Genomic DNA, 21,644 nt, shown 5'->3' with positions numbered 1-21,644 from the left:
GGTGTGGCACGGTGGTGCCCGACGTCGTCACCCCACCTCTCCGGAGTCGCGCGTGTCCCCCTCCTTCGAAGTGCTTCCCGGCGCCCCCGGCTCGCCCGTGCTGCTGCACGTGCCGCACTCGGCGCGGGCGATCCCGCGCGACGTGCGCCGCGGGATCGTGCTGGACGACCGCGCTCTGGAGCGGGAGCTGGACCACATCACGGACGCGCACACCGATGAACTCGCCTGCCGTGCCGCCGCGTTGGCGAACCTGACGCCCTGGCGCCTGGTGAACCGGCTGTCCCGGCTCGTCGTGGACCCGGAGCGGTTCCCGGACGAGCGGGAGGAGATGGCGGCCGTCGGCATGGGCGCGGTGTACACGCGCACCACGCACCGGGAGGGGCTGCGGCCCGCGGGCACCGATCCGGAACCGCTGCTGGAGCGGTACTTCCGGCCGTACGCGCGCGCCATGACCGCGGCGGTGGCGGACCGGCTGGCGGCCACCGGGCGGGCCGTGATCATCGACGTCCACTCGTATCCGACCGCCGCCCTCCCCTACGAGCTGCACGGCGCGGGACCCCGCCCGCCGGTGTGCCTGGGCACGGACGCCTTCCACACCCCGGCCACGCTGGCCGAGGCGGCCGGGGCGGCGTTCGCGGGCTGCGGGGGAACGGGCCTGGACAGCCCCTTCGCCGGGGCGTACGTACCGCTGGAGTTCTACGGCACCGACGCGCGGGTCAGCGCCCTGATGGTGGAGATACGGCGGGACACCTACATGGCGGAGCCGGGCGGGGCGGCGGGGCCGGGGCTGGACCGCCTGGCCGCCGCGCTTGCGGACCTCGTCGACGCGGTGTGAGGCCGCGCGCCGGGCCCTCCGCATGGCTTACTCCCGCAGGACAGCCGCAGGTCCCCGTACCACGCTGGAGACCATGACCGAGGAGATCACGCTCACCGACCAGACCCCGCCGCCGGTGCGGGACTGGTCCACACCCGATCTGGACGGGACGGACTTCGACCCGTGCCTCGCCGCCCTCATGCGCGAGGGTCCGCTGACCCGGATCCGGCTGCCGTTCGGCGAGGGCTGGGCGTGGCTGGCGACCCGTTACGACGACGTGAAGCTGATCACCAACGACCCGCGGTTCAGCCGCGCCGAGGTGACATGCCGTCAAGTGACGCGCATGGCACCGAACTTCGCGCCCCGTCCCGGCTCGCTCGCGTGGGCCGACCAGCCCGACCACAACCGGCTGCGCAAGCCGGTCGCCGGCGCCTTCACGGTGAGCGCCATGAAGCGGCTGCGGCCCCGCGCGCAGGAGATCCTGGACGGGTTCGTGAACGGCGTCGTCCAGGAGGGGCCGCCCGCCGATCTGATCGAGCGGGTGCTGGAGCCGTTCCCGCTCACCGTGGTCAGCGAGGTGATGGGCGTGCCCGCCGCCGACCGGGAGCGGGTGCACGCCTGGACCCGGGAGATCATCTCCACCAACGGGGCCGAGGTGGCCGGCCGGGCCAAGGAGGGCCTGTACGGGTGGATCGCCGCGACCATCCGGGCCCGTGCCACGAGCTCCGGCGAGGACGTCTACTCGATGCTCGGCGGTGCCGTGGCGCGCGGGGAGATCCGCGAGGAGGAGGCCGTGGGGCTGGCCGGCCCGCTCCAGATCGGCGGCGAGGCCGTCACGCACAACTGCGGTCAGATGCTGTACCTGATGCTGACCCGGCCGGAGCTGATGGAGCGGATGCGCGCGCGGCCCGAGGCGCGCGGCCCGGTGCTGGACGAGCTGTTCCGCTGGATCCCGCACCGCAGTTCGGTCGGGCTGTCCCGGATCGCGCTGGAGGACGTGCAGATCGCCGGACGCCGGATCGCGGCGGGCGAGCCGGTGTACGTCTCCTACCTCGCCGCCAACCGCGACCCGGCCGTCTTCCCCGACCCGGACCGCATCGACCCCGACCGCGACCCCAACCCGCACGTGGCGTTCGGCAACGGCCCGCATTTCTGCACCGGCACGCTGCTGGCCCGGCTCCAGACCGAGCTGCTGGTCGGCACGCTGCTGGACCGGCTGCCGGGGCTGCGGCTCGCCGTGCCGCCGCAGGAGGTGCGCTGGCGGCACCGGACGATGATCCGCGGCCCGCGGACGCTGCCCGTCACCTGGTCCGCCTGACCGCGGTCAGGCCCGCAGCCACTCGGTGACGATCACCTCCGCGCCGGTCCGCAGCCTGAGGGCGAACGGGCCGGCCGGGGGTGTGTCGCTGGTGAAGCGGCCGAGGGTGTCGACGGCGACCGGGCGGGTGGTCTGCGGGCCGCCGAGCACCTCGATGCGTGCCGCGCCGGCCGGCAGCACCTGTCCGATCAGCCCGTCGTCGGTGACCTCGACGTCGACGGTCACCTCGCCCGCCCGGAACGTCAGCATCCGCGGCGGATCCGCGACACCCCTGACGGGCAGCGCGTCCACCAGCGAGTCGAAGGTCAGCTCGGCGATCTTCGCGTCCAGGTCGTGCAACGCGTAGGCGTCCAGGGCCAGTTGGCGCAGGGTGTCCGGGACGGGGTCCAGGACCGCGGCCGCCTGCCGCAGTTCCTCCTCCAGCAGTGCCGCCGCGAACGCGTCGTCGTCCGTCCCCTCGCCGGCCGGCCCGGCCTCGTCGTCCGCGCCCTTCGGGGGCAGGCCGTCCGCGTCCTTGCCGCTCATGCCGCACCTCGTGCGTCCATCCGCGCCCGCAGCCGGCGCAGACAGCGCTGCCGCAGGGGTCCGATACTGCCGACCGCGATACCGAGCGCGGCCGAGATCTCCACATAGCTGGGCGGCGGGGACGCGACGAGCACGCGCAGCAGCTGCCGGCAGCGCTCGCCCATCCCCTCCAGCTCCTGCCACAGGCGGCGCACCCGCTCGGCACGGTCCGCCGCCTCCTCCGAGTCGATCAGCGACTCCTCCGGTGTCCGGTCGTCGCTGGCCCGGTCCAGCACCTGCGGATCATCCGTCAGGGTCAGCCGCGTCAGGCTCTTGAGCACCTTCAGGCACTCGTGCCGCGCGGTGCTGGCCAGCCAGGAACCGGCCTTGTCCGGCTCGCGGATCCGCCCCAGGTTCTGGGCGAAGCGGAACCACACCGTCTGGTAGACCTCGTGGGCGTCCGCGTCGGAGAGCCGGTGGGCGCGCAGCACCGACCACACCAGCGGACTCATCCCTTCCACCAGTGCCTTCCAGGCCGCGGCGTCCCCGTCGACGGCGGACTGGACCAACGCCCCGACCTCTGTACGCTCCACGGCTCCACCCCTCGTGTACGGCACGTCATGGTACGCCGTGGAGCGGAGCGTTCCGGCCGTCATACCGGCAGGGCCGGGTCGGCGACGGGTACCGGGCGCCAGGTGGGCGGCCTGAGTACCGGGACCCGCGCCCCGCGCACCTCCGCGCTGTGGGTGGCCGCCGCGAGGAGCGCGTCGCGGGCGGCGCGCGGGTCGCTCTCGCCGTACGCCGCCATCCGCGCGGCGACGAGGCCGGCGACGACCGGCGTGGCGAAGGAGGTGCCGCTCCACTGGGCGAGCCCGTCGAACATCACCTGGTCCGGCTTGGCCCCCGTGCCGCGCCGTGCCTCGCTCAACACGCCGGTGTGGCGCGGGAACCGGCAGGTGCAGGCGTAGTCGTAGTCGAACCGGCAGCCGTCGTAGGTGGAGTGCTGGTAGACGTACGGCACGGGCGTGTCGAAGCCGGTGAGGGCGCTGGTGAGGCGCTCGCCCGGGGCGAAGACCCGCACCCAGGGCCCGTGGTTGCTGAAGCAGGCCTCGCTCTCGCCGTCCGCGCCGAGCGCGCCGACCGACAGGACACAGTCCTGGTATCCGGGCAGCCCCGCGTAGGCGGCGGGCCAGAACGGCGCGTGACTGGAGTTGTTGCCGGCGGCCGCCACCAGCAGGGTGCGCTGATCGCGCAGCTCCCGCATGAACGCGTCCAGGCCGAGCAGGCCGTCGGTGACGCCGTCGGTGGTGGTGCCGGCGGAGAGGCTGAGGATGTCGGGCCAGCCGCTCGCGTCGACGGCGTCGAAGAGCCGGGCGCCGAACTCCGACTCCAGGACGGCGCCCGCGTCGGTCAGGGTGCCCCGCACGGTCACCTCGCTGCGGGGGGCGACGGCCGCGAGGACGCCGGCGATGAACGTGCCGTGGCCGACGTACTGGCGCAGCACTCCGTCGGCGTCGGTCTCGGCCGGCTGGAGATCGCCCGTGGTGTGGGCGAGCGGCGGGTAGGCGTCGTAGTCGTGTACGAGGCCGGTGTCGATCACGAGGACGCGGGGGGCGCCGTCCGGGTCGTAACGGCCCCCGGCGACGGCGGGATTGGCCGGCCGGGTGCGCGCGACGGGCACCGGCTCGTCGCCCGGGCAGGCGTTGACCGCGATGTGCACCACGTGGTTGCGGCTCACCAGCCGGCGGCCCTGGCGGCCCTCGGCCTCGCGCAGGGCGCGCAGGGCGTGCGGGACGGTGTCGGTGCCCTCGGCGGGGTCGCCGATCCGGATGCGGGTGACGCCGGTGCGGTTGGCGTGCGGGCCGTCGCGGCGTACGTGGTCGGGCACGAGGCCGGCGGTCTCGGTGAAGTGGGCGCGCACGGCGTCCTCGACGACGCGGGCGTCCTCCCCGTCCCGCGCGAGGACGACGCCCTTCTCGTACAGGAAGTGGGCGGCGCCGTCGTCGTACGGGCCCATCGCCAGCGCGGTGTCCGGCATGGCCCGCTGGATGTGATCGAACTGCTCGTGGAAACGCTGTGGTGCCATGGTGTCTCCTCCCCCGACAAGACGGTGTTCGACAGTGAGAGTCGCGGGGTCACCGTCTGATACAGCCGGCCACTACCATGCGAGACGTGACGGCGGGAAGCGAGTCAGTTTCCGAACTGCTGCCCTTGGTCTTCGCCGACCCGGGCGAGGCCCGGTCGCGCGCGGAACAGGTGCTGCGCGCCGGGCCGCCGCCGCTGCACGCCAGCGTCGCCCACCAGGTTCTCGGCATCTGGCAGCGGGACTTCGGCGACCTCAAGGTGGCGCTCGGACATCTGCGCCGGGCCCGGGACCTCGCCACCCGCGCCGACTCGGCGGACCGGGAGGCCGACGTACTCGCGACGCTCGGGGTCGCACTGGTGCACGCGGGGCGCACTCGGCAGGGGCTCACCTCCTTCGAGCGGGGGGTCGCCCGGGGCACCGGGCACACCCGGGCGCGGGTGCTCTTCCGGCGGGCGTACGTGTGGTGGGTGCTGGGGCATCACCGCGAGGCGCTGGAGGACGTGCGGCGGGCGCTGCCGGTGCTGCGCCAGGTCGGCGACGACATCTGGACCGCGCGGGCGCTGACGCTGCGGGCCACCGTGCATCTGGCGCTCGGCGCGGTGGACCGGGCGGTCGCGGACTTCACGGCGGCCGAGCGGCTGTGGGACACCACCGGCCAGGAGCACGACAAGGCCGACGCGGTGGAGAGCCGGGGGCTGGCCGCGTTCCGCTCCGGGGACATCCCGGCGGCGCTCGCGCTGCTGGACGAGGCCGAGGAGCGCTACGCCAAGCTCGGCACCCCGACGTACATGCTGTCCATCCGGCGCTGCGAGGTGCTGATGGCGGCCGGGCTGGCGCCGGAGGCGCTCGCCGAGGCGGACGCGGCGATCGCGCTGCTGGACCGGATCGGCGGGCAGTCCACCCGCAAGGCCGAGGTGCTGCTGGCCGCAGCGCGGGCCGCGCGCTCGGCCGGGGACCCGCACACCGCCGTCGCCCGCGCCGCCGTCGCCGTGCGGCTGTTCGCGGCGCAGCGGCGGTCGTGGTGGCAGACGCATGCCCGGCTGGTGCTGATCGAGGCCCGGGTGGCGGCCGGGCGCCGCTCGGGGCGGCTGGTCGCGGACGCGGCGGCGGTCGCCGAGAAGCTGGCCTCCTTCGGTTCGCCCGCCGCGCCGGAGGCCTCGCTGCTCGCGGGCCGGATCGCGCTCGCGCTGGGCTGGACCGCGGACGCCGAACGGCATCTGGCGGTCGCCGCGCGCAGCCGGCACGGCGGTCCGCCGCAGGCCCGGGTGACGGGCTGGGCGGCCCAGGCGCTGCGGGCCCGCGCCGCCGGGTCCGGGCGCGGGGTGCTGGAGGCCTGCCGGCGCGGCCTCGCCGTGCTGGACGACCACCGGATGACGCTCGGCGCCTCCGAGCTGCGCGCCCACACCACCGCGCAGGGCGCCGAACTGGCCGCGCTGGCCCAGGAGGCGAGCCTCGCGCTGGGCGGCCCCCGGCGGCTGCTGGAGTGGAGCGAGCGCTGGCGGGCGACACTGCTGTCCGCACCGCCGACCCGGCCGCCCGCCGACCCCGCCCTGCTGAGCGGGCTGACCGCCTACCGGGAGATAGCGGCCCGCGCGGACGAGGCCCGGATGGAGGGTCGCCCGGTGCCCGCGCTGGAGCGCGAACAGCGGCGCCTGGAGCGGGAGATCCGCTCGCGCACCCATCACATCCGCGGCGCCGCCTGCGACGCCGGGGACCGCTTCGAGGTGGCCCGGCTGCTGGACCGGCTCGGCGACTCCCGGCTGGTCGAACTCGCCGTCGTCGAGGGGCGGGTGCACGTCCTGCTGTGCGGGCGGGGCCGGGTGCGGCGGTTCACCGGCGGCCCGCTGGCGGAGGCGATGGCCGAGGCCGAGCACGTCCAGGCCGGGCTGCGCCGGCTCGCCCATCCCGGTGCCGAGGCCCGGCTGCCGATGGTCGAGGCGGGCGGCCGCCGCCTGCAGGAACTGCTGCTGGGCGGGGCGGCCCGGCATCTCGGCGACGGTCCCGTGGTGATCGTGCCGCCGGGCGCGCTGCACCGGGTGCCCTGGGCGCTGCTGCCCGCGCTGCGTGAGCGGGTGCTCAGCGTGTCGCCGTCGGCGGGCAGCTGGCTGCGCGCCCGCGAGACCGAGCCGCCGCCGGGCGGCCGGCATGTGCTGGTGCGCGGCCCCGGCCTCGCCACCGGCGGCGCGGAGGTGCCGGAACTGGCGGGCCGCAGTGGCACGGCGACGGTCCTGGAGGGCGACGCCGCCCAGGTCCCCCGGGTCCTGGAGCACCTCGACGGCGCGGCACTCGCCCATCTCGCGGCGCACGGCACGTTCCGCGCGGACAGCCCGCTGTTCAGCAACCTGCGGATGGCCGACGGCCCGCTGATCGTGCACGACTTCGAGCGCCTGGCCCGCAGCCCGTACCGGATCATCCTCTCCAGCTGCGACACCGCCCGCCTCGCCTCGGTCGGCGCCGACGAACTCCTCGGCCTGGTCACCGCGTTGCTCCCGCTGGGCACGGCCGGTGTGGTGGCGAGCAGCGCGCCGGTCAACGACGCGGCGGTGGTCCCGCTGATGCTCGCCCTGCACCGGGGCCTCGGCACCGGTCTCTCCCTCGCCGAGGCCCTGCGCGACGCCCGCGCGGCCCTGCCGGGCGACGCGGTGCACCAGGCGACGGGGTGGGCTTTCGCGGCCTTCGGCGCGGCTTGAGGCTCACGCCGACACGCCCTCCGGCAGCTCGACGAGCCACGGCAACGCCCCCCGATCACCTGTGCCGAGCCGGGTGTAGGCGCCGTAGAGATGATTCCCCACCGTCCGCACCGACAGCGTCAGCCGCTCGGCGATCTCCCGGTTGCTGAGGCCCGCCGCGGCGAGGGCGACGATCTGCCGCTGCCGGGCGGTCAGTTCGCCGAGCACCAGCCCGGCGAGCGCGGGTGTCCGTGCCCCCGGGCAGCGGCGCGCCAGCGCGACCGCCCGCGTACGCGACAGCCGGGCGGCACGCGGATCCCGGTGCAGCCGCACGGCCTGCGCGTAGGCCTCCGCCGCGAACAGCAGGAAGCCGCGCTCCGCCAGCGCCTCGGCGGCCCGGTCCAGCCGGCCCCCGTCGCCGCGCGCCAGCGCGTCGGCGTGCTCCGCGAACACGCTCCCTGCCGGCAGCCGCCCCACCGCCCGCCCGGCCTCTCCCCGCCGCACCGGCTCGTAGCGGGCGTACACGTCGTCGCCCTCGCCCGACGCACCGTCCGCCCGGCGGAGTTCGGCACGGCAGGACGCGTCGCCCGGCGCCTCGCGCAGCCCTTCGCGGGCCCAGGCCGCCGCGTCCCGCAGTTCGCCGCGCAGCCGCGCGAACCGGGCGCGGACGGCGGCGTACCCGGCCGGAACGGGCGTGCCCTGCGCCACCAGCCACTCCCCCACCGGGGCGGGCACCGCCCGGACGTCCAGCCGGTCGATCCCCCGCAGCAGGGCTCGCCGTTCGGCCTCCAGGGCGGTACCGAGGTCGCGCGGCGCACCGGTCAGCCGGCGGGCGCGCAGCCGGCCGGTCACGGCGCGCAGGCCCGGGCCGTGCAGGGGGTGGGCCAGGGTGACGGCGCCCTCCCGGTCGTCGACGTGGATCAGGCCGTCCGCCTCCAGGTGCTCCAGGACGTCGAGGTCGAGGTCGTCCAGCGGCAGCCCGAGCGGCTCGGCGAACGCCAGGCGCTCCAGCGTGTCCCGTTGCCCGGCGGCGGAGCGCTCCAGCACCGGGGCGAGCCGTTCGCGCACGGCCGGGGTGACGGGCAGCGGTCCGCGCCAGGCCCGCTCGCCGGTGCCCGGCAGGGGTGTCAGCCGCCCGGCCGCGCCGAGCGCGGCGACCAGCTCCCGCAGCAGCCGCAGGTCGCCCCGGCACACGCCGTGCAGGCGGCGCACCGTGAGCGGTTCGAGGCCGGCCGGGCCGAGCAGCTGCGCGACGTCCTCGTACGGCAGCGGTCGCAGCGCCAGCCGGGGCAGCACTTCGCCGGTCCACAGCCGGGAGACCGCGCCGGGCGCGGGCGCCCCGTCCACCGCGGCCACGACGAGCCGGGTGCGGCCGTGCACGGCGAGCTGGTGGACCAGGGCGGCGGAGGCCTCGTCCAGCAGATGGGCGTCGTCCACGACGAGGAGCCGGATGCCGGACAGGATCCGCAGCGCGCGCTGCGGTGGGACGGCGTCGGGCAGCAGGTGCGCGAAGGCGGCGAAGGGCAGGTCCCGGGCCTCGGGGGTGCCGGTGACCCGGGCGTGCTCGGTGCCGCGGACCGCCTCGGTGATCAGCCGGGTCTTGCCGTGGCCGGCCGGTCCCGTCACCACGATGCCGGGCCGGCCGGCCGCCCATGAGCCGCGCACCAGCTCCCTCTCGTCCTCCCGGCCGGTGAACGGCCAGGGCGCCGCCGTCGTCGCGTCCTGTTCGTAAGTCCTCACACCATCGAGAGCGCGCGTACTCAGGTTTGATACAGGGCGACTTGAGTAGCTCCCGACTCAGGCGCCGGGGGCGGCCGGCAGGCAGTCTGGGCCCATGACACGACGCCTGTGCTCGCTACCGCGGCAGCCGGCCCCGGCCTTCGCGCCGGGGCTGACGGCCGAGCGGCTGGGCGCGCTGCTCGCCGGGCGGCGGATGTGGGTCAACGGCACGGTGCTGCACTACTACTTCTACGGCCACGGCTCCGACGCCTCCGTGATCCCGGTCCCCGGGACCGGGGAGCTGCGCCGGGTGCCGTGGAGCGGTGGGGAAGCACAGCGGGACGCGGTCCGCGAGGGTCTGCGCGAGTGGCAGGGGCTCGGCATCGGTGTCATGTTCACCGAGGTCGGCGACCGGCACGAGGCGGAGCTGCGGATCGGGTTCCAGAGCGGCGGCGGTTCCTGGTCCGCGGTGGGCCGGGAAGCGTTGTCGGCCGGCCGGGGCGAGCGCACCATGAACCTGGGATGGGATGTGACGGGGCCCGGGGAGCGCGGCACGATCCTGCATGTGATCGGGCACGCGCTCGGCATGGTGCACGAGCACCAGAGCCCGTACGCCGGGCTGCACTGGGACGACGAGGCCGTGTACGCCGAGCTGGCGGGCCCGCCGAACCACTGGAGCCGGGAGACGACGGACACCAACGTGCTGCGCGCGCTGGACGCGGGCGAGGCGAGCGGGTCGGTATGGGATCCGCAGTCGGTGATGACGTTTCCGTTCGGGCCGGGGCTCGTACTGGAGCCGGAGCAGTACCGCGGGGGGCTGCGCCCGTCCGGTGCTCCGTCCCCGGCCGACAAGGAGTTCGTGCTGCGGTGGTACCCGCCGGCGGATGTGGCCGCTCCGGCCGCGCTGGTGCCGTTCCGGTCGGCGCCGCTCGGTCTGGGGCCGGGTGAGCAGGCCGACTTCGTCGTCGAGCCGCCGGAGACCCGCGAGTACAGCGTGGGCACCTTCGGCGACGCCGACAGCGTGCTCGTGGTCTTCGAGGAGCGGGACGGGGAGCCGCGTTTCCTCGCGGGCCACGACGACGGCGGCACGCCGGACAACGCCGCCGTCCGGGTCCGGCTCGTCAAGGGCCGCCGCTACGTCGTCCGGGTCCGCCTGTACTCGACCTGGGGTTCGGGAGAGACAGCGGTCATGTGCTGGTGACGGCACGGGGACGACGACAGCCACAGTCCGGCGCCGGGGGAGCGGCCGCGGACGTCACCTACGGGGGAGGTGACGTCCGCGGCCTTGCCGTCTCACGCGTGCGGTGCCCTACGAGGCGGCCGCCCGCTGCCTCGCGGCCGGGTCGGGGTGGGCGAGGCCGAGGTGGTCGCGCAGCGTGGTGCCCTCGTAGTCGGCGCGGAACACGCCCTGTTCCTGGAGCAGCGGAACGACCGTGTCGGCCAACCGGTCGAGGCCGCCGGGGGTGATGTGCGGGACGAGGATGAAGCCGTCGGAGGCGTCCGCCTGCACGAAGTCGTTGATCGTCCGTGCGACGGTGGCCGGGGAGCCGACGAAGGTCTGCCGGTTGCCGGTGTTGATCACCAGGTCGCGGATGGACCACTTGTTGGCCTCGGCGAGCTGCCGCCACTCGCGGGCGATGGCGAGCGGGTCACGGTACATCCGCACCTGGGCGCGGCCCCGGGAGATGTGCTCCTCGCTCACCACCGGGTCCACGTCGGGCAGCGGGCCCTCCGGGTCGTACGCGGACAGGTCCCGGTTCCAGACGAACTCCAGGTGCCTGAGGGCGGTGGCGCCGCTGACCTGCTGCCGGCGTACCTCGCGGGCGAGTTCGGCGGCCTCCTGGTCGGTGTCGCCGAGGACGAACGTCGCGGCGGGCAGGATGAGCAGGTCGCCGGGGCGGCGGCCGTACTTGGCGAGGCGGGACTTGACGTCCGTGTAGAAGGCCTTGCCCTCCGTCAGGGTGGAGTAGCGGCTGAAGATGGCGTCCGCGTCGGCGGCGGCGAACTCGCGGCCCTCGTCGGAATCGCCGGCCTGGAAGATCACCGGGCGGCCCTGCGGGGAGCGCGGGACGTCGAACCGGCCGTGGATGTCGAAGTGCCTGCCCTGGTGGACGAAGGCGCCGGCGCGCGCGTCGCGCAGGAAGGTGCCGGTGGCCTGGTCGGCCACGATCTCGTCACCCTGCCAGGAGTCGAAGAGTTCGTGCGCGGTGGCGAGGAACTCCTTGGCGCGGGAGTAGCGCTCCTCCTGCGGCAGGAAGCCGCCGCGGCGGAAGTTCTCGCCGGTGAAGGCGTCCCAGGAGGTGACCACGTTCCAGGCGGAGCGGCCGCCGGAGAGGTGGTCGAGGCTCGCGAACTGGCGGGCCACCTCGTACGGCTCGTTGAACGTGGAGTTGATCGTTCCGGTCAGTCCGAGCCGGTCGGTGACGGCGGCGAGCGCGGCCAGCACGGTGAAGGTGTCGGGGCGGCCGACGACGTCCAGGTCGTATATCTTCCCGCCCTGTTCGCGCAGCCGGAGCCCCTCGGCGAGGAACAGGAAGTCGAACTTGGCGCGTTCGGCGGTCCGCGCGAAGTGCGCGAAGGAGCTGAACTCGATGTGGCTGCCCGCGGCCGGGTCGCTCCACACGGTGGTGTTGTTGACACCGGGGAAGTGCGCGGCCAGGTGGATCTGCTTCAGCGGCTTGCTCATGGGGTGCGGGGGTCCTCTCCGGCTGCTCAGGCTGTGGCGGCGGCTGCGTAGCGGTTGGCGGGGCGGGCGAGGCCGAGCAGGCCGCGCAGGGTGCCGGCTTCGTAGGCGTCCCGGAAGCGGCCCCGGCGCTGCAGCTCGGGCACCAGGTCGCGGCTGATCCGGGGCAGGTCGTGCCCGGCGACGGCGGGCCGCAGCCGGAAGCCGGTCAGCCCGGCCGCCGCCAGCTCTTCGAGGAGGTCGGCGAGTTGCGGGGCCGTGCCGGTGAAGATCCGGGCGTCGCTCCGGTACGGCTCGCCCGCGAGCCTGTCCAGCCGCTCCCGCCGGTCCTCGGCCGCGGCCCGGCTGTCGTCCAGGAGGACGACGAGGTCGCCGAAGACGTGCAGGGGGTGCCCGGCCCGGCCCGCCGCCTCCTGCTCGGCACGGATCTCGGCGACGATCGCGCGGGCCTCGTCCGCGTCGTGCGGGGTGACGTAGCCGAGGTCGGCCTGGCGGGCGACGAGCCGGTAGGGCACGGTCTGGTGGGCGAGGGCGGTGACCAGGGGCTGGCCCTGCGGCGGGCGCGGGGTGATCGAGGGGCCCCGGACGCTGAAGTGGCGGCCCTGGAAGTCGATGTAGTGCAGCTTGTCCCGGTCGATGAAGCGGCCGGTCGCCGCGTCCCGGATCTCGGCGTCGTCCTCCCAGCTGTCCCAGAGCCGGCGCACCACCTCCACGTAGTCGGCGGCCTCGTCGAAGAGTTCGGCGGTGATCTCCTGGGCGGCGGGGCTGTCGTAGGCCTCGATCCGGCCGATGGTACGGCGTCCGAAGTGGGCGGCCTCGTCCGGCCGGGCGCTGATCCGCACCCGCAGGCCGGCGCGGCCGGTGCTGACGTAGTCGAGGGTGGCGACGGCCTTGGAGATGTGGAACGGCTCGGTGTGCGTGGCCACCACGGTCGGGACCAGGCCTATGTGGTGGGTGAGGGGCGCGACGCGGGAGGCGATGAGCACCGCGTCGAGGCGGCCGCGGACCTGGTCGGTGCGCTCGTCGGGAGCGAGGAGGTGGGAGGACTGCGGGGCGAGGCCGTCCTCGATGGTCACGAAGTCGAGCAGGCCGCGCTCGGCCTCGGCGACCAGATCGGCCCAGTAGCCGGCGGTGAACAGGTCCCGGGGGCGGGCGACCGGCTCGCGCCAGGAGGCGGGGTGCCAGCCGGTGCCGTCCAGGGCGACGGCGAGGTGCAGAGGGCGAACGGGAGTTGGGGACACGTCGGTGCCTTCCTGGATGTCCGTACGAAGGTGGGCACGGCGAACACCGGCACGCGAGGGCAGGCGTCGGCGCCGGGCGGGCGCGGCGGGGGGAAAGAGGCGGGCCGTGCGGCCGGGGAAGAGGTCAGGGGCGACAGAGCGCGGCGGACACGCGCTGGAGGTCTATGTGCGGCCGGGAGTGCAGACGGACGGAGCGGTAGGGGCACGGGGCGTGTGGCAGGCGTCGTTCGCGTGTCACGACCGTCACCTCCGTGCCGTCGGCCGCCGCGCCTCGCGCGCCGCGGGTCCCGTCAACTCTCCCAACGCTCCGCCCGCTTCGGTTGTTCCCGCACCTCGCACCCGTACGATCCGGGAGCGGCGGCGCAGGGTGAACCCGAGGGACTCGTAGAGCCGGATCGCCGGTGCGTTGTCCGCGGCTGCGTGCAGGAACGGGGTGTCCCCGCGCTCCCGGATGCCCCAGGCGACGGCGCGCACCAGCCGGGTGGCCAGCCCCCGGCCGCGGTGTGCGGGGTCGGTGCACACCGCGCTGATCTCGGTCCAGCCGGGCGGCCGCAGTCTCTCCCCCGCCATGGCGATCAGCCGTCCCTCGTGCCGGATGCCGAGATAGGTGCCCATCTCGACGGTGTGTTTCAGGAACGGACCGGGCCGGGTGCGGGCGACGAGGTCGAGGATCTCGGGGACGTCGGCGGGCCCGAGCCGTACCGCCTCCGGGGCGGGTTCGGCGCGCAGCGCGGTGTCGGTCAGCTGAACTCCCTCCCCCTCGCCCTCGATCCGCCAGCCGTCGGGCACCCGGTCGACGGGTTTGATCCCCACGACGGCTTCCGGGCCGGTGAGCGCCCGCAGATCGTGCCAGGCGGCCGGGTCCGCCGGGTCGGCGAGCGCGGCGAAGGCGTAGATGCCGTCCCGGTAGCGGGCGGCGCGGCCGCGGCGTTCGGCGAGGTGGGCGTGCGGCCCGGTCAGCGCGGCCCAGACCGCGTTGTCGAGCACGTGAGGGGGCTGCGAGGGCATGTGCGGCACCGCCTGTTCAGGAGTTGGTCAGCGGCAGCCCGGGCGGGTTCACCTCGGACTTGGCGACGGCCTCGTTGGAGAGGTTGTAGGCCTTGAGCCACTCGGCGTACTGACCGTTCGCGATCAGGTGGTTGACGGCGTCGGCGATGGGCTTGGCGAGGCCGCTGTCCTTCTTGGTGGTGGCCGCGATCAGTCCCTGGAGGCTCGCGCCGGCGCCGGAGAAGGTGCCGGCACTGCGGGTGGCGTTCGGCGAGGCGGCGGTCTGCTTCTCGTGGTAGGCCTGCCCCGGGTTGGCGGAGAAGTAGGCGTCGATCCGGCCGCCGGCCAGTGCCAGATAGGTGGCGTTCTTGCTGCGGTAGTACTTGACGGTGAGCCGCTTGCCCTCCTTCTTCAGCTTCGCCTGCCACTCCAGCAGGATCTTCTCCTGGTTGGTGCCGTTGTCCACGGCCACCGTCTTGCCGGCGAGGTTCTGGTAGGTGCCGTCGAAGTTCCAGGTGCTCTTCTTCGGCACCTCGAAGCCGAGGTTGTCCTTGCGGTAGGAGGCGAAGTCGTACTTCTTCTTGCGTTCCTCGGTGTCGGTGATGTTCGCGAAGCCGACGTCCGCCTTGCCGCTGTCGATGCCGACGAACATGTTCTCCCAGGTGTCGTTGGAGAGCTGGGGCTTCAGCCCGAGCACCGCGGCGACCAGGCGGGCGAGGTCGGGCTCGGCGCCGGTGAGCGACTTCTGGTCCGAACCGATGTACGCCAGCGGCGGGAACCCGTCGGGCAGGGCGCCGACGGCGATCCTCAGGGTGCCGCTCTTGCGCACGGTGGCGGGGAGTTCGGAGCTGATGGTCTTCACCTCGGAGACCTGGAGCCGGGTCTCCTTGGCCGCGCCGTTGGACACCCTGCCGACGGTGACCGTGCCGGCGGTGTCGGTCGTGGTGGCCGCGTCGCTGTTGCCGCCGCAGGCGGCGAGCCCGGTGGCGAGGGTGGCGACGGCGGTCGCCGCGGTGATGCCGCGTATCAGGCCGCGTCGGGAGAGGTGGCTGTGCATGGCTGTCCTTCGTCGTTCGGTGCTGCTCGGGGAAAGGGAGGAGAAGGGAGTCAGAGGACCTTGGCGAGGAAGTCCCTGGTCCGCTCGTGCCGGGGCCGGTCCAGGACCTCCTCGGGTGGGCCCTGCTCGACGATCCGGCCGCCGTCGACGAAGACGACCCGGTCGGCGACCTCGCGGGCGAAGCCGATCTCGTGGGTGACGATGACGAGGGTGGTGCCGCTGGTGGCGAGGTCCTTGATGACGGCGAGCACCTCACCGACCGTCTCGGGATCGAGGGCCGAGGTCGGCTCGTCGAAGAGGATGATGCCGGGGCGCAGCGCGAGGGCGCGGGCGATGGCGACGCGCTGCTGCTGCCCTCCGGAGAGCTGGCGCGGGTAGGCGCCGGTACGGTCGCCGAGGCCTACCCGGGTGAGCAGTGCGCGGGCCAGGTCCAGCGCCTCGGGCCTGGTCAGCTTCCCGGTGGCGACGGGCGCGGCGGCGACGTTGTCGAGGGCGGTCAGGTGCGGGAAGAGGTTGAAGTTCTGGAAGACGAAGCCGATCCGGCTGCGCTGGGCCAGGATGGCGCGCTCGCTGAGCTCCTTCAGCCGGCCGCCGCTGCCGCGTCTGACGCCGATGGGCTCGCCGCCGACGCTGACATGGCCGATCTCGGGCTTCTCCAGGTGGTTGACGACCCGCAGCAGGGTGGACTTGCCGGAGCCGGAGGGGCCGATGATGACGGTGACCTCGCCGGGGCGCACCGTCAGGTCGATGCCGTCGAGCACGCGATGGGTGCCGTACCACTTGTGGACGTCGTGGACCTCCAGCGCGGCCGGGGTGGTCTCCAGGGTGTCGGTGGCGGTCATACGGCGGCCTCCTTGCGCAGCCGGGCCCGGAACCCGGCGAGGCCGGCGCGCGCCTTCTGCAGCGGGGTCGGCGGCAGGCTGCGGGTGGCGCCCCGCGCGAAGTACCGCTCGACGTAGAACTGGACGACGGACACGGCGCTGGTGAGGACCAGGTACCAGACGGTGGCGACGAGCAGCAGCGGCACGATGTCGCCGGGGTAGGTGCTGCCCATGGTCTGCACGGAGCCGAAGAGGTCGAGCAGCGAGACATAGAACACCAGCGAGGTGCTCTTGATCAGGCCGATGAGCTGGTTGACGTAGTTCGGGGTGATCGACCTCAGGGCCTGCGGGAAGACGATCCTGGTGAACTGGTAGCCCTTGGGCAGCCCGAGCGCGGCCGCCGCCTCGTGCTGGCCCTGGTCGACGGAGAGGATGCCGCCGCGGACGACCTCCGCGGCGTACGCCGCCTCGTTGAGGCTGAGTCCGACCACGGCGACCGTCATGTCGGTGGCCAGCTTGGACTCGTCGAAGGTGACGAAGGCGGGGCCGAAGGGGATGCCGAGGCTCACCGTCTTGTAAAGGGCGGAGAAGTTGTAGAGGAAGATCAGGACGACGATGAGCGGTACCGAGCGGAACACCCAGGTGTAGGTCCAGCTCACGGCGCGCAGCACCGGGCTGCCGGACTGGCGGCCGAGGGCCAGCAGGATGCCGCCGAGGAGGCCGAAGACGGCGCTGAGCGCGGTGACTTCCAGGGTGACGACAAGCCCGTCGAGGACCGTGGGGCGCAGGAACCAGTAGCGGAAGCGGTCCCATTGGTAGAAGGGGTTCGTGGCCAGACCGTGCACGAACTGGGCGACGAGCACCAGGACGACGGCGGTGACGATCCACCGTCCGGGGCGGCGCAGCGGCTGAACCCGCTGCTTCCTGAACGGTTTTGACGGGGCGTCGGCGGGTGGCGCGGCGGCCAGGGACAGGGCGGCGCCTGGGGGTTCACTCATGGCGGGGCTCCGGCTCGGGTCGGCTCCCCGGTCGCGCGGCGCGCGGGCACGGGCCGCGGCGGCCCTGTGGCGCGAGGTGGCGCGCGTGGTGCGCACGGCGACCGGGGGCTGGGGTGGGGCTGGGCGGAGGACGGCACACCGCGAGGGCGGTGTGCGTCAGGAACGCGGGTGGCTGGAGAGGGAGTTCAGCCGCGGCGGCGGGTGCCCGGTGCGGTACACAGCGCGCTGTTGACCCGGAGCAGATCGACGGCGCGGTCGGCGACGAGGAGCCCGGCGTACGACGGTACGCGGCCCTGGGGGCGGCTCACGGCCGCCCGGGGGCTTGCGTCCATGGTGTCACCTGTCACTGTTCCGGCCCCGTCGGGGCCCTCGCGCTTACCGAAATACGTCGTTCCGGTCCGGTCGTCACCTGGGGCACCCCACCGCGATGCGAGGGTTGCCGGTCAGCGAGCCAGGGCTTGGCGCTGACGCTCATGACCATCTGGCCGTCAGTTAAGGCAGCCGGCCGCCCGCATGTCAACCGCTGTCCGGCAGGTGGACGTTCGGGCGTCCGCATGCACCGCGTTCACCTGCGGAAAGCGTCCTCGGTGCCGGCCGCGTGGCCCGCCCAGTCCACGATCTGGACGGCGGCTCCGGCGGCCTCCAGCCCCTGGCAACGGCCGTGGTGACGGCGGGAGATGCCGTCGAGGTCGAGGTGGCGGCCGAAGGCGGGACGGGCGGCCAGCCGGCGGGCATAGGCCCACAGGGCGCGGTGGCCGGCGAGGCGGTGCACGGCGGAGGCGTCGAGGTGGCAGCGGTGGACGGTGTCGAGCTGCACCAGGGTCACCCACAGTTCGACGTCGGCGGCGGTGAGCCGGCCGTCGACCAGGTACTCCTCCCCGGCCAGCCGGCTGTCCAGCCGCTCCAGGGTGTCGAGCAGCGCACCGAGGGCCGCGGTCCGTTCGCCGGGCTCGGCATCCGCCCGGCCGGCGCGCTGCGCGGCCTCCTCGACGCCGTCGCACATCGCCTCGACGGCCTCGATCACGGACTCCTGGCCGCTCGGGTACAGCGTGCCGCGCCCGTCGCCGGGGAAGCGGTCGAGGTCGCGCAGGATGTCGCGGGCGCGGGTGCTGACGATGCGTCCGGACCAGTCGTCGCTGAGCACCGGGGCGAGGGCGGGTCCGGTGTAGTGGTGGGCGCTGGCCTCGTACAGCGGGCGGAGCGCGGAGTGCCCGTCGCCGGGACGGTCCGGGACGGCGGGCAGGAGGGTGACCGGACAGCTGTCACCCAGGGCGAGGAGGGCGTGTCCGACGGCGAGGCGCAGGCCGTCGGGACAGGCGGTGGACAGGTGCAGGCGGTAGCGGTGGGGCACGGCGTAGTGGCCGCTGCGGGCGTCCCCGCCGATCCGGCCCCGGAAGACGGGTGCGGCGCGGTGGACGGACGGGACGGCGGCGAGCGGAGTGATGGACATGCGTCTCCCCGGGTGGTGGGCGTGCTTCAGGGGGCGCGCCCGCGGACGTCGTCGGCCGGTGGGCGCGCGGGGCCCGGTCTCAGCGGCGCGGGCTGATCGCGCTGCACACGCGCAGCAGATCGATGTGACGACGGGAGGTCAGCAGGGGCGCGCGCGACGGCGTGCGACCGGCGTGGCCGGCGACCGTGGCGAGGCGCGTCATCATTCCCTACCTTTTCACTAGGATTCCCGCCCTGAAGTGTCGATCCGGTGTCGTACGACGTCAAGGGGGCGTCCACGACTCAGTCTCACGGCGTGGGACGGCGCGGGGCGGCTCGGGCCGGCGCTGGACACGAGCGGGCGGCCGAGTGTGTCCGGGGTCTCCTCAGACAGTGCGCCATGTGACATAGTACTGCTGTGGCGAAGCGACTGACCTGCGATGTCGTGGTGGTCGGAGCCGGCATGGTCGGCGCGGCCTGCGCGTGGTACGCCGCGCGGGCGGGCCTCGACGTCAGGGTGGTGGACCGGGGCCCGGTGGCCGGCGGTACCACCGGAGCGGGCGAGGGCAACCTGCTCGTCTCGGACAAGGAACCGGGCCCGGAGCTGGAGCTCGCCCTGCTGTCGGCCCGGCTGTGGGAGCGGCTGGCGGGCGAGCTGGGCGCGCGGATCGAGTACGAGCCCAAGGGCGGCCTGGTGGTCGCCTCGACGCCCGGCGCCCTGGCCGCGCTGACGGACTTCGCAGCCGGGCAGCGCGCCGCCGGCGTGACCGCCGATGCGGTGGACGCGGCCGGACTCGCCGCCCTGGAACCGCACTTGGCTCCCGGCATGGCGGGCGGTGTGCACTATCCCCAGGACGCCCAGGTCATGCCCGCGCTGGCCGCCGCCCATCTGCTGCGCGCCGCGGGCGCCCGGCTGCACCCGGGCTGGACCGTGACCGGGATACTGCGCGCGGAGGGCGGCGCGGTCGCCGGTGTCCGCACCGACCGGGGCGAGTTGTCCGCGCCGGCGGTGGTGAACGCGGCCGGCACCTGGGGCGGTGGCCTCGCGGCACTCGCGGGCGTCCGGCTGCCCGTCCTGCCCCGGCGCGGCTTCGTACTGGTCACCGAGCCGCTGCCGCGCATGGTCCGGCACAAGGTGTACGCGGCGGACTATGTGGCAGATGTCGCCAGCGACTCGGCCGCCCTGCGCACCTCGCCGGTCGTGGAGGGCACGGCCGCCGGGCCGGTGCTGATCGGCGCGAGCCGGGAGCGGGTCGGCTTCGACCGCTCGCTGTCCCTGCCCGCCGTACGGGCGCTCGCGGCCGGGGCGGTCGGCCTGTTCCCGTTCCTGGAGCGGGTCAGCGCGCTGCGCGCGTACGCCGGTTTCCGGCCGTACCTGCCCGACCACCTCCCGGCGATCGGTCCCGACCCCCGGATGCCCGGCCTCTTCCACGCCTGCGGGCACGAGGGTGCCGGCATCGGACTCGCCACCGGCACGGGCCTGCTGATCGCGCAGGCGCTCACCGGGAAGGCACCGGAGCTGGACCTCACACCGTTCCGGCCGGAGCGTTTCGACACCGACACCGACACCGACACCGACGGAGGCGACACGCCGTGAATCCCCTGGAGTTGGCCGGGGCCCGGCCGGGCGAGGCCTTCACCGTGACGCTCGACGGGCGGCCCGTGGCGGCGCTGCCCGGACAGACGGTCGCTGCGGCGCTGTGGGCGGCGGGCGTGACGGCCTGGCGCAGCACGCGCGCGGCGGGCCGCCCGCGCGGGGTGTTCTGCGGGATCGGGGTGTGCTTCGACTGCCTGGTGACCGTCAACGGCCGGTCGAACCAACGGGCTTGCCTGGTCACCGTGCGGCCGGGCGACGCGATCCGCACCCAGGAGGGGACGGGCCGGGACGATGACTGAGCCCCCGTCCCTCGCCGTCGTCGGAGCCGGCCCGGCGGGCCTCGCCGGGGCCCTCGCCGCGGCCGCCCGTGGCCTGAGCGTCACCCTGATCGACGCGGCCGGCCAGGCGGGCGGCCAGTTCTACCGGCAGCCCGCCCCCGCCCTGAACGCCCGCCGCCCCGAGGCCCTGCACCACCAGTGGCGCACCTGGCGGCGCCTGCGGGACGGCCTCGCCCGGCACATCGCGGCGGGCCGGATCACCCACCTGACGGAGCACCATGTCTGGTGCGTGGCGCGGGAGTCCGAGCAGGGGACCGGTTCCTTCGCGGTGCACGCCCTGCGCGGCCCCGCGCAGGAGCACGGGGTCACCGTGCGGGCCGATGCCGTGCTGCTCGCCACCGGCGGCTACGAGCGCGTGCTGCCCTTCCCGGGCTGGACGCTGCCCGGCGTCGTCACGGCGGGCGGCGCGCAGGCGATGCTCAAGGGCGCCCTGGTGCTGCCGGGCCGTACGGTCGTGGTCGCGGGCACCGGTCCGCTGCTGCTGCCGGTGGCCACCGGGCTCGCGGCGGCGGGCGCGCGGGTGGCCGCACTGGTCGAGTCCGCCGCCCCCGGCGCCCTGCTGCGCCGGGCGCCGGACCTCGCGGTGCAGCCCGGCAAGCTCGCCGAAGGCGCCTGGTACGCGGCGCTGTTGGCGCGCCACCGGGTGCGCACGCTCGCCCGGCACACCGTGGTGGAGGCGCACGGCACCGACCGGCTGACCGCCGTCACCGTGGCCGCGCTGGAGGGGACCGGCCGCATCCGGCCCGGCACCGCGCGCCGCATCCCCTGCGACACCCTCGCCGTCGGCCACGGCATGCTGCCGCACACCGACCTGGCCGAGACCCTCGGCTGCGCCCTGACCGAGCCGGACGGCACGGCCGTACGGGTGGACGCGGAGCAGCGCACCGACGTGCCCGGCGTGTGGGCCGCCGGGGAGGCCACCGGCATCGGCGGCGCCGCCCTCGCGCTCGCCGAGGGACACATCGCCGGCCGCTCGGCCGCCGCCCGTCTCACCGGCACCGCCCCCGACCCCACCTCCTGGTCGGCCGCCGCACGGGCCAGGGAGCGCCTGCGGGCGTTCTCCGCCGCGCTCGACACGGTGTACGCCCCGCCCGCCGGGTGGGCCGAGCGGATCCCGGACGACACGGTGGTGTGCCGCTGCGAGGAGGTCAGCGCCGGTGCGGTCCGTGCGGCCGCCCGGACGCTCGGGGCCGGCGACCTGCGCTCGGCGAAGCTGCTCACGCGGGCCGGCATGGGCTGGTGCCAGGGCCGGATGTGCGCGCCGGCGGTGGCCGGTCTGACCGGCTGCCCGCTCGTGCCGGGGCGCCGCCCGTTCGCGCGCCCGGTCCCGCTCGGCGTGCTGGCGGGCCTGCCGGACGAACCCACGTTGTGACATGTCACGCCC

The 21,644-nt window shown here is 74.9% G+C and carries 21 protein-coding genes and 1 riboswitch; of the genes, 7 read left to right on the top strand and 14 right to left on the bottom strand.

What is annotated here, in order from left to right:
- Positions 1–52 precede the first annotated feature (52 nt).
- Positions 53–835 carry an N-formylglutamate amidohydrolase gene (locus tag ACZ60X_RS37995; RefSeq protein ID WP_469608870.1) on the top strand — a complete coding sequence of 261 codons (783 nt, stop codon included), beginning with the start codon at positions 53–55 and terminating at the stop codon, positions 833–835.
- 73 nt (positions 836–908) lie between these two features.
- Positions 909–2,132 carry a cytochrome P450 gene (locus ACZ60X_RS37990; protein WP_469608867.1) on the top strand — a complete coding sequence of 408 codons (1,224 nt, stop codon included), beginning with the start codon at positions 909–911 and terminating at the stop codon, positions 2,130–2,132.
- 6 nt (positions 2,133–2,138) lie between these two features.
- Here ACZ60X_RS37990 and ACZ60X_RS37985 read toward each other — a convergent pair whose 3' ends face one another.
- Genes ACZ60X_RS37985 through ACZ60X_RS37975 form a run of 3 tightly spaced genes read right to left on the bottom strand, consistent with a single transcriptional unit; the run spans position 2,139 to position 4,722 of the window.
- Positions 2,139–2,657 (bottom strand): hypothetical protein, encoded by a 519-nt coding sequence (locus ACZ60X_RS37985; RefSeq protein ID WP_469608864.1) that lies wholly within the window; start codon positions 2,655–2,657, stop codon positions 2,139–2,141.
- Entirely contained in the window at positions 2,654–3,292 is a 639-nt protein-coding gene (locus ACZ60X_RS37980; RefSeq protein WP_469608862.1) for an RNA polymerase sigma factor, read from the bottom strand. Before ACZ60X_RS37980 ends, ACZ60X_RS37985 begins: the two co-directional genes overlap by 4 nt.
- Positions 3,289–4,722, bottom strand: coding sequence for a S8/S53 family peptidase (locus ACZ60X_RS37975; protein WP_469608859.1), 1,434 nt, complete (start codon positions 4,720–4,722; stop codon positions 3,289–3,291). The genes ACZ60X_RS37980 and ACZ60X_RS37975 overlap by 4 nt, the downstream gene beginning before the upstream one ends.
- Before the next feature lie 86 nt (positions 4,723–4,808).
- Here ACZ60X_RS37975 and ACZ60X_RS37970 point away from each other — a divergent pair, with 86 nt between their 5' ends.
- The gene (locus ACZ60X_RS37970) at positions 4,809–7,412 is read left to right on the top strand and encodes a CHAT domain-containing protein (protein ID WP_469608857.1); all 2,604 of its coding nucleotides are present in this window, start codon (positions 4,809–4,811) and stop codon (positions 7,410–7,412) included.
- A 3-nt stretch (positions 7,413–7,415) separates the two neighbouring features.
- Here the strand turns inward: ACZ60X_RS37970 and ACZ60X_RS37965 are convergent, their stop codons facing one another.
- Positions 7,416–9,131: a LuxR family transcriptional regulator AbsR2 gene (locus tag ACZ60X_RS37965; RefSeq protein ID WP_469608855.1), complete on the bottom strand. Its 1,716-nt coding sequence runs from the start codon at positions 9,129–9,131 to the stop codon at positions 7,416–7,418.
- 94 nt (positions 9,132–9,225) lie between these two features.
- Between ACZ60X_RS37965 and absR1 the strand changes: the two genes are divergently transcribed.
- On the top strand, positions 9,226–10,311 hold the full coding sequence (gene absR1, locus ACZ60X_RS37960) for a beta-glucuronidase AbsR1 (protein ID WP_469608852.1): 1,086 nt from the start codon (positions 9,226–9,228) through the stop codon (positions 10,309–10,311).
- Between the two features lie 108 nt (positions 10,312–10,419).
- On the opposite strand, the gene ACZ60X_RS37955 is transcribed toward absR1, so the two are convergent.
- From ACZ60X_RS37955 to ACZ60X_RS37910, 10 genes are all read right to left on the bottom strand, one after another.
- Positions 10,420–11,796 carry an NtaA/DmoA family FMN-dependent monooxygenase gene (locus ACZ60X_RS37955; RefSeq protein WP_469608850.1) on the bottom strand — a complete coding sequence of 459 codons (1,377 nt, stop codon included), beginning with the start codon at positions 11,794–11,796 and terminating at the stop codon, positions 10,420–10,422.
- A gap of 26 nt (positions 11,797–11,822) precedes the next feature.
- Positions 11,823–13,034: an LLM class flavin-dependent oxidoreductase gene (locus ACZ60X_RS37950; protein ID WP_469608848.1), complete on the bottom strand. Its 1,212-nt coding sequence runs from the start codon at positions 13,032–13,034 to the stop codon at positions 11,823–11,825.
- 124 nt (positions 13,035–13,158) lie between these two features.
- Complete coding sequence (locus tag ACZ60X_RS37945) at positions 13,159–13,272, bottom strand: putative leader peptide (RefSeq protein WP_469608845.1); 114 nt, start codon at positions 13,270–13,272, stop codon at positions 13,159–13,161.
- Between the two features lie 5 nt (positions 13,273–13,277).
- Positions 13,278–14,042 carry a GNAT family N-acetyltransferase gene (locus ACZ60X_RS37940; RefSeq protein ID WP_469608843.1) on the bottom strand — a complete coding sequence of 255 codons (765 nt, stop codon included), beginning with the start codon at positions 14,040–14,042 and terminating at the stop codon, positions 13,278–13,280.
- A 16-nt stretch (positions 14,043–14,058) separates the two neighbouring features.
- Positions 14,059–15,078 (bottom strand): ABC transporter substrate-binding protein, encoded by a 1,020-nt coding sequence (locus tag ACZ60X_RS37935; protein WP_469608841.1) that lies wholly within the window; start codon positions 15,076–15,078, stop codon positions 14,059–14,061.
- A 50-nt stretch (positions 15,079–15,128) separates the two neighbouring features.
- Positions 15,129–15,920 carry an amino acid ABC transporter ATP-binding protein gene (locus ACZ60X_RS37930; RefSeq protein ID WP_469608838.1) on the bottom strand — a complete coding sequence of 264 codons (792 nt, stop codon included), beginning with the start codon at positions 15,918–15,920 and terminating at the stop codon, positions 15,129–15,131.
- The gene (locus tag ACZ60X_RS37925; protein ID WP_469608835.1) at positions 15,917–16,897 is read right to left on the bottom strand and encodes an amino acid ABC transporter permease; all 981 of its coding nucleotides are present in this window, start codon (positions 16,895–16,897) and stop codon (positions 15,917–15,919) included. The genes ACZ60X_RS37930 and ACZ60X_RS37925 overlap by 4 nt, the downstream gene beginning before the upstream one ends.
- 185 nt (positions 16,898–17,082) lie before the next feature.
- Positions 17,083–17,229: a hypothetical protein gene (locus ACZ60X_RS37920; RefSeq protein ID WP_469608832.1), complete on the bottom strand. Its 147-nt coding sequence runs from the start codon at positions 17,227–17,229 to the stop codon at positions 17,083–17,085.
- A gap of 34 nt (positions 17,230–17,263) precedes the next feature.
- Positions 17,264–17,376: riboswitch (SAM riboswitch) on the bottom strand.
- 86 nt (positions 17,377–17,462) lie between these two features.
- Positions 17,463–18,347 (bottom strand): glutathione S-transferase C-terminal domain-containing protein, encoded by an 885-nt coding sequence (locus ACZ60X_RS37915; RefSeq protein WP_469608831.1) that lies wholly within the window; start codon positions 18,345–18,347, stop codon positions 17,463–17,465.
- Positions 18,348–18,426: 79 nt separating this feature from the next.
- Positions 18,427–18,552 carry a putative leader peptide gene (locus ACZ60X_RS37910; RefSeq protein ID WP_469608828.1) on the bottom strand — a complete coding sequence of 42 codons (126 nt, stop codon included), beginning with the start codon at positions 18,550–18,552 and terminating at the stop codon, positions 18,427–18,429.
- A 191-nt stretch (positions 18,553–18,743) separates the two neighbouring features.
- On the opposite strand from ACZ60X_RS37910, the gene ACZ60X_RS37905 reads away from it, so the two are divergent.
- From ACZ60X_RS37905 to ACZ60X_RS37895, 3 genes are read left to right on the top strand one after another with little or no spacing between them, the layout of a single operon-like run.
- Entirely contained in the window at positions 18,744–19,922 is a 1,179-nt protein-coding gene (locus ACZ60X_RS37905; RefSeq protein WP_469608825.1) for an NAD(P)/FAD-dependent oxidoreductase, read from the top strand.
- Entirely contained in the window at positions 19,919–20,221 is a 303-nt protein-coding gene (locus ACZ60X_RS37900) for a (2Fe-2S)-binding protein (protein ID WP_469608822.1), read from the top strand. Before ACZ60X_RS37905 ends, ACZ60X_RS37900 begins: the two co-directional genes overlap by 4 nt.
- Positions 20,214–21,632, top strand: a complete 1,419-nt coding sequence (locus ACZ60X_RS37895) for an FAD-dependent oxidoreductase (RefSeq protein WP_469608819.1) — start codon at positions 20,214–20,216, stop codon at positions 21,630–21,632. Before ACZ60X_RS37900 ends, ACZ60X_RS37895 begins: the two co-directional genes overlap by 8 nt.
- Positions 21,633–21,644: the final 12 nt, after the last annotated feature.

This window comes from Streptomyces sp. NPDC104106 (genome assembly GCF_055584345.1).
Note: the sequence above shows the minus strand (reverse complement) of the source record. Positions and strands in the feature narration are given on the sequence as shown.

Coding starts and splice junctions, on each gene's coding strand:
- ACZ60X_RS37985 (WP_469608864.1), bottom strand. CDS start 2,657: ATGAGCGGCAAGGACGCGGACGGCCTGCCCCCGAAGGGCGCGGACGAC.
- ACZ60X_RS37915 (WP_469608831.1), bottom strand. CDS start 18,347: ATGTCCATCACTCCGCTCGCCGCCGTCCCGTCCGTCCACCGCGCCGCA.
- ACZ60X_RS37895 (WP_469608819.1), top strand. CDS start 20,214: ATGACTGAGCCCCCGTCCCTCGCCGTCGTCGGAGCCGGCCCGGCGGGC.
- ACZ60X_RS37990 (WP_469608867.1), top strand. CDS start 909: ATGACCGAGGAGATCACGCTCACCGACCAGACCCCGCCGCCGGTGCGG.
- ACZ60X_RS37975 (WP_469608859.1), bottom strand. CDS start 4,722: ATGGCACCACAGCGTTTCCACGAGCAGTTCGATCACATCCAGCGGGCC.
- ACZ60X_RS37940 (WP_469608843.1), bottom strand. CDS start 14,042: ATGCCCTCGCAGCCCCCTCACGTGCTCGACAACGCGGTCTGGGCCGCG.
- ACZ60X_RS37935 (WP_469608841.1), bottom strand. CDS start 15,078: ATGCACAGCCACCTCTCCCGACGCGGCCTGATACGCGGCATCACCGCG.
- ACZ60X_RS37930 (WP_469608838.1), bottom strand. CDS start 15,920: ATGACCGCCACCGACACCCTGGAGACCACCCCGGCCGCGCTGGAGGTC.
- ACZ60X_RS37925 (WP_469608835.1), bottom strand. CDS start 16,897: ATGAGTGAACCCCCAGGCGCCGCCCTGTCCCTGGCCGCCGCGCCACCC.
- ACZ60X_RS37955 (WP_469608850.1), bottom strand. CDS start 11,796: ATGAGCAAGCCGCTGAAGCAGATCCACCTGGCCGCGCACTTCCCCGGT.
- ACZ60X_RS37920 (WP_469608832.1), bottom strand. CDS start 17,229: ATGGACGCAAGCCCCCGGGCGGCCGTGAGCCGCCCCCAGGGCCGCGTA.
- absR1 (WP_469608852.1), top strand. CDS start 9,226: ATGACACGACGCCTGTGCTCGCTACCGCGGCAGCCGGCCCCGGCCTTC.
- ACZ60X_RS37910 (WP_469608828.1), bottom strand. CDS start 18,552: ATGATGACGCGCCTCGCCACGGTCGCCGGCCACGCCGGTCGCACGCCG.
- ACZ60X_RS37980 (WP_469608862.1), bottom strand. CDS start 3,292: ATGACGGCCGGAACGCTCCGCTCCACGGCGTACCATGACGTGCCGTAC.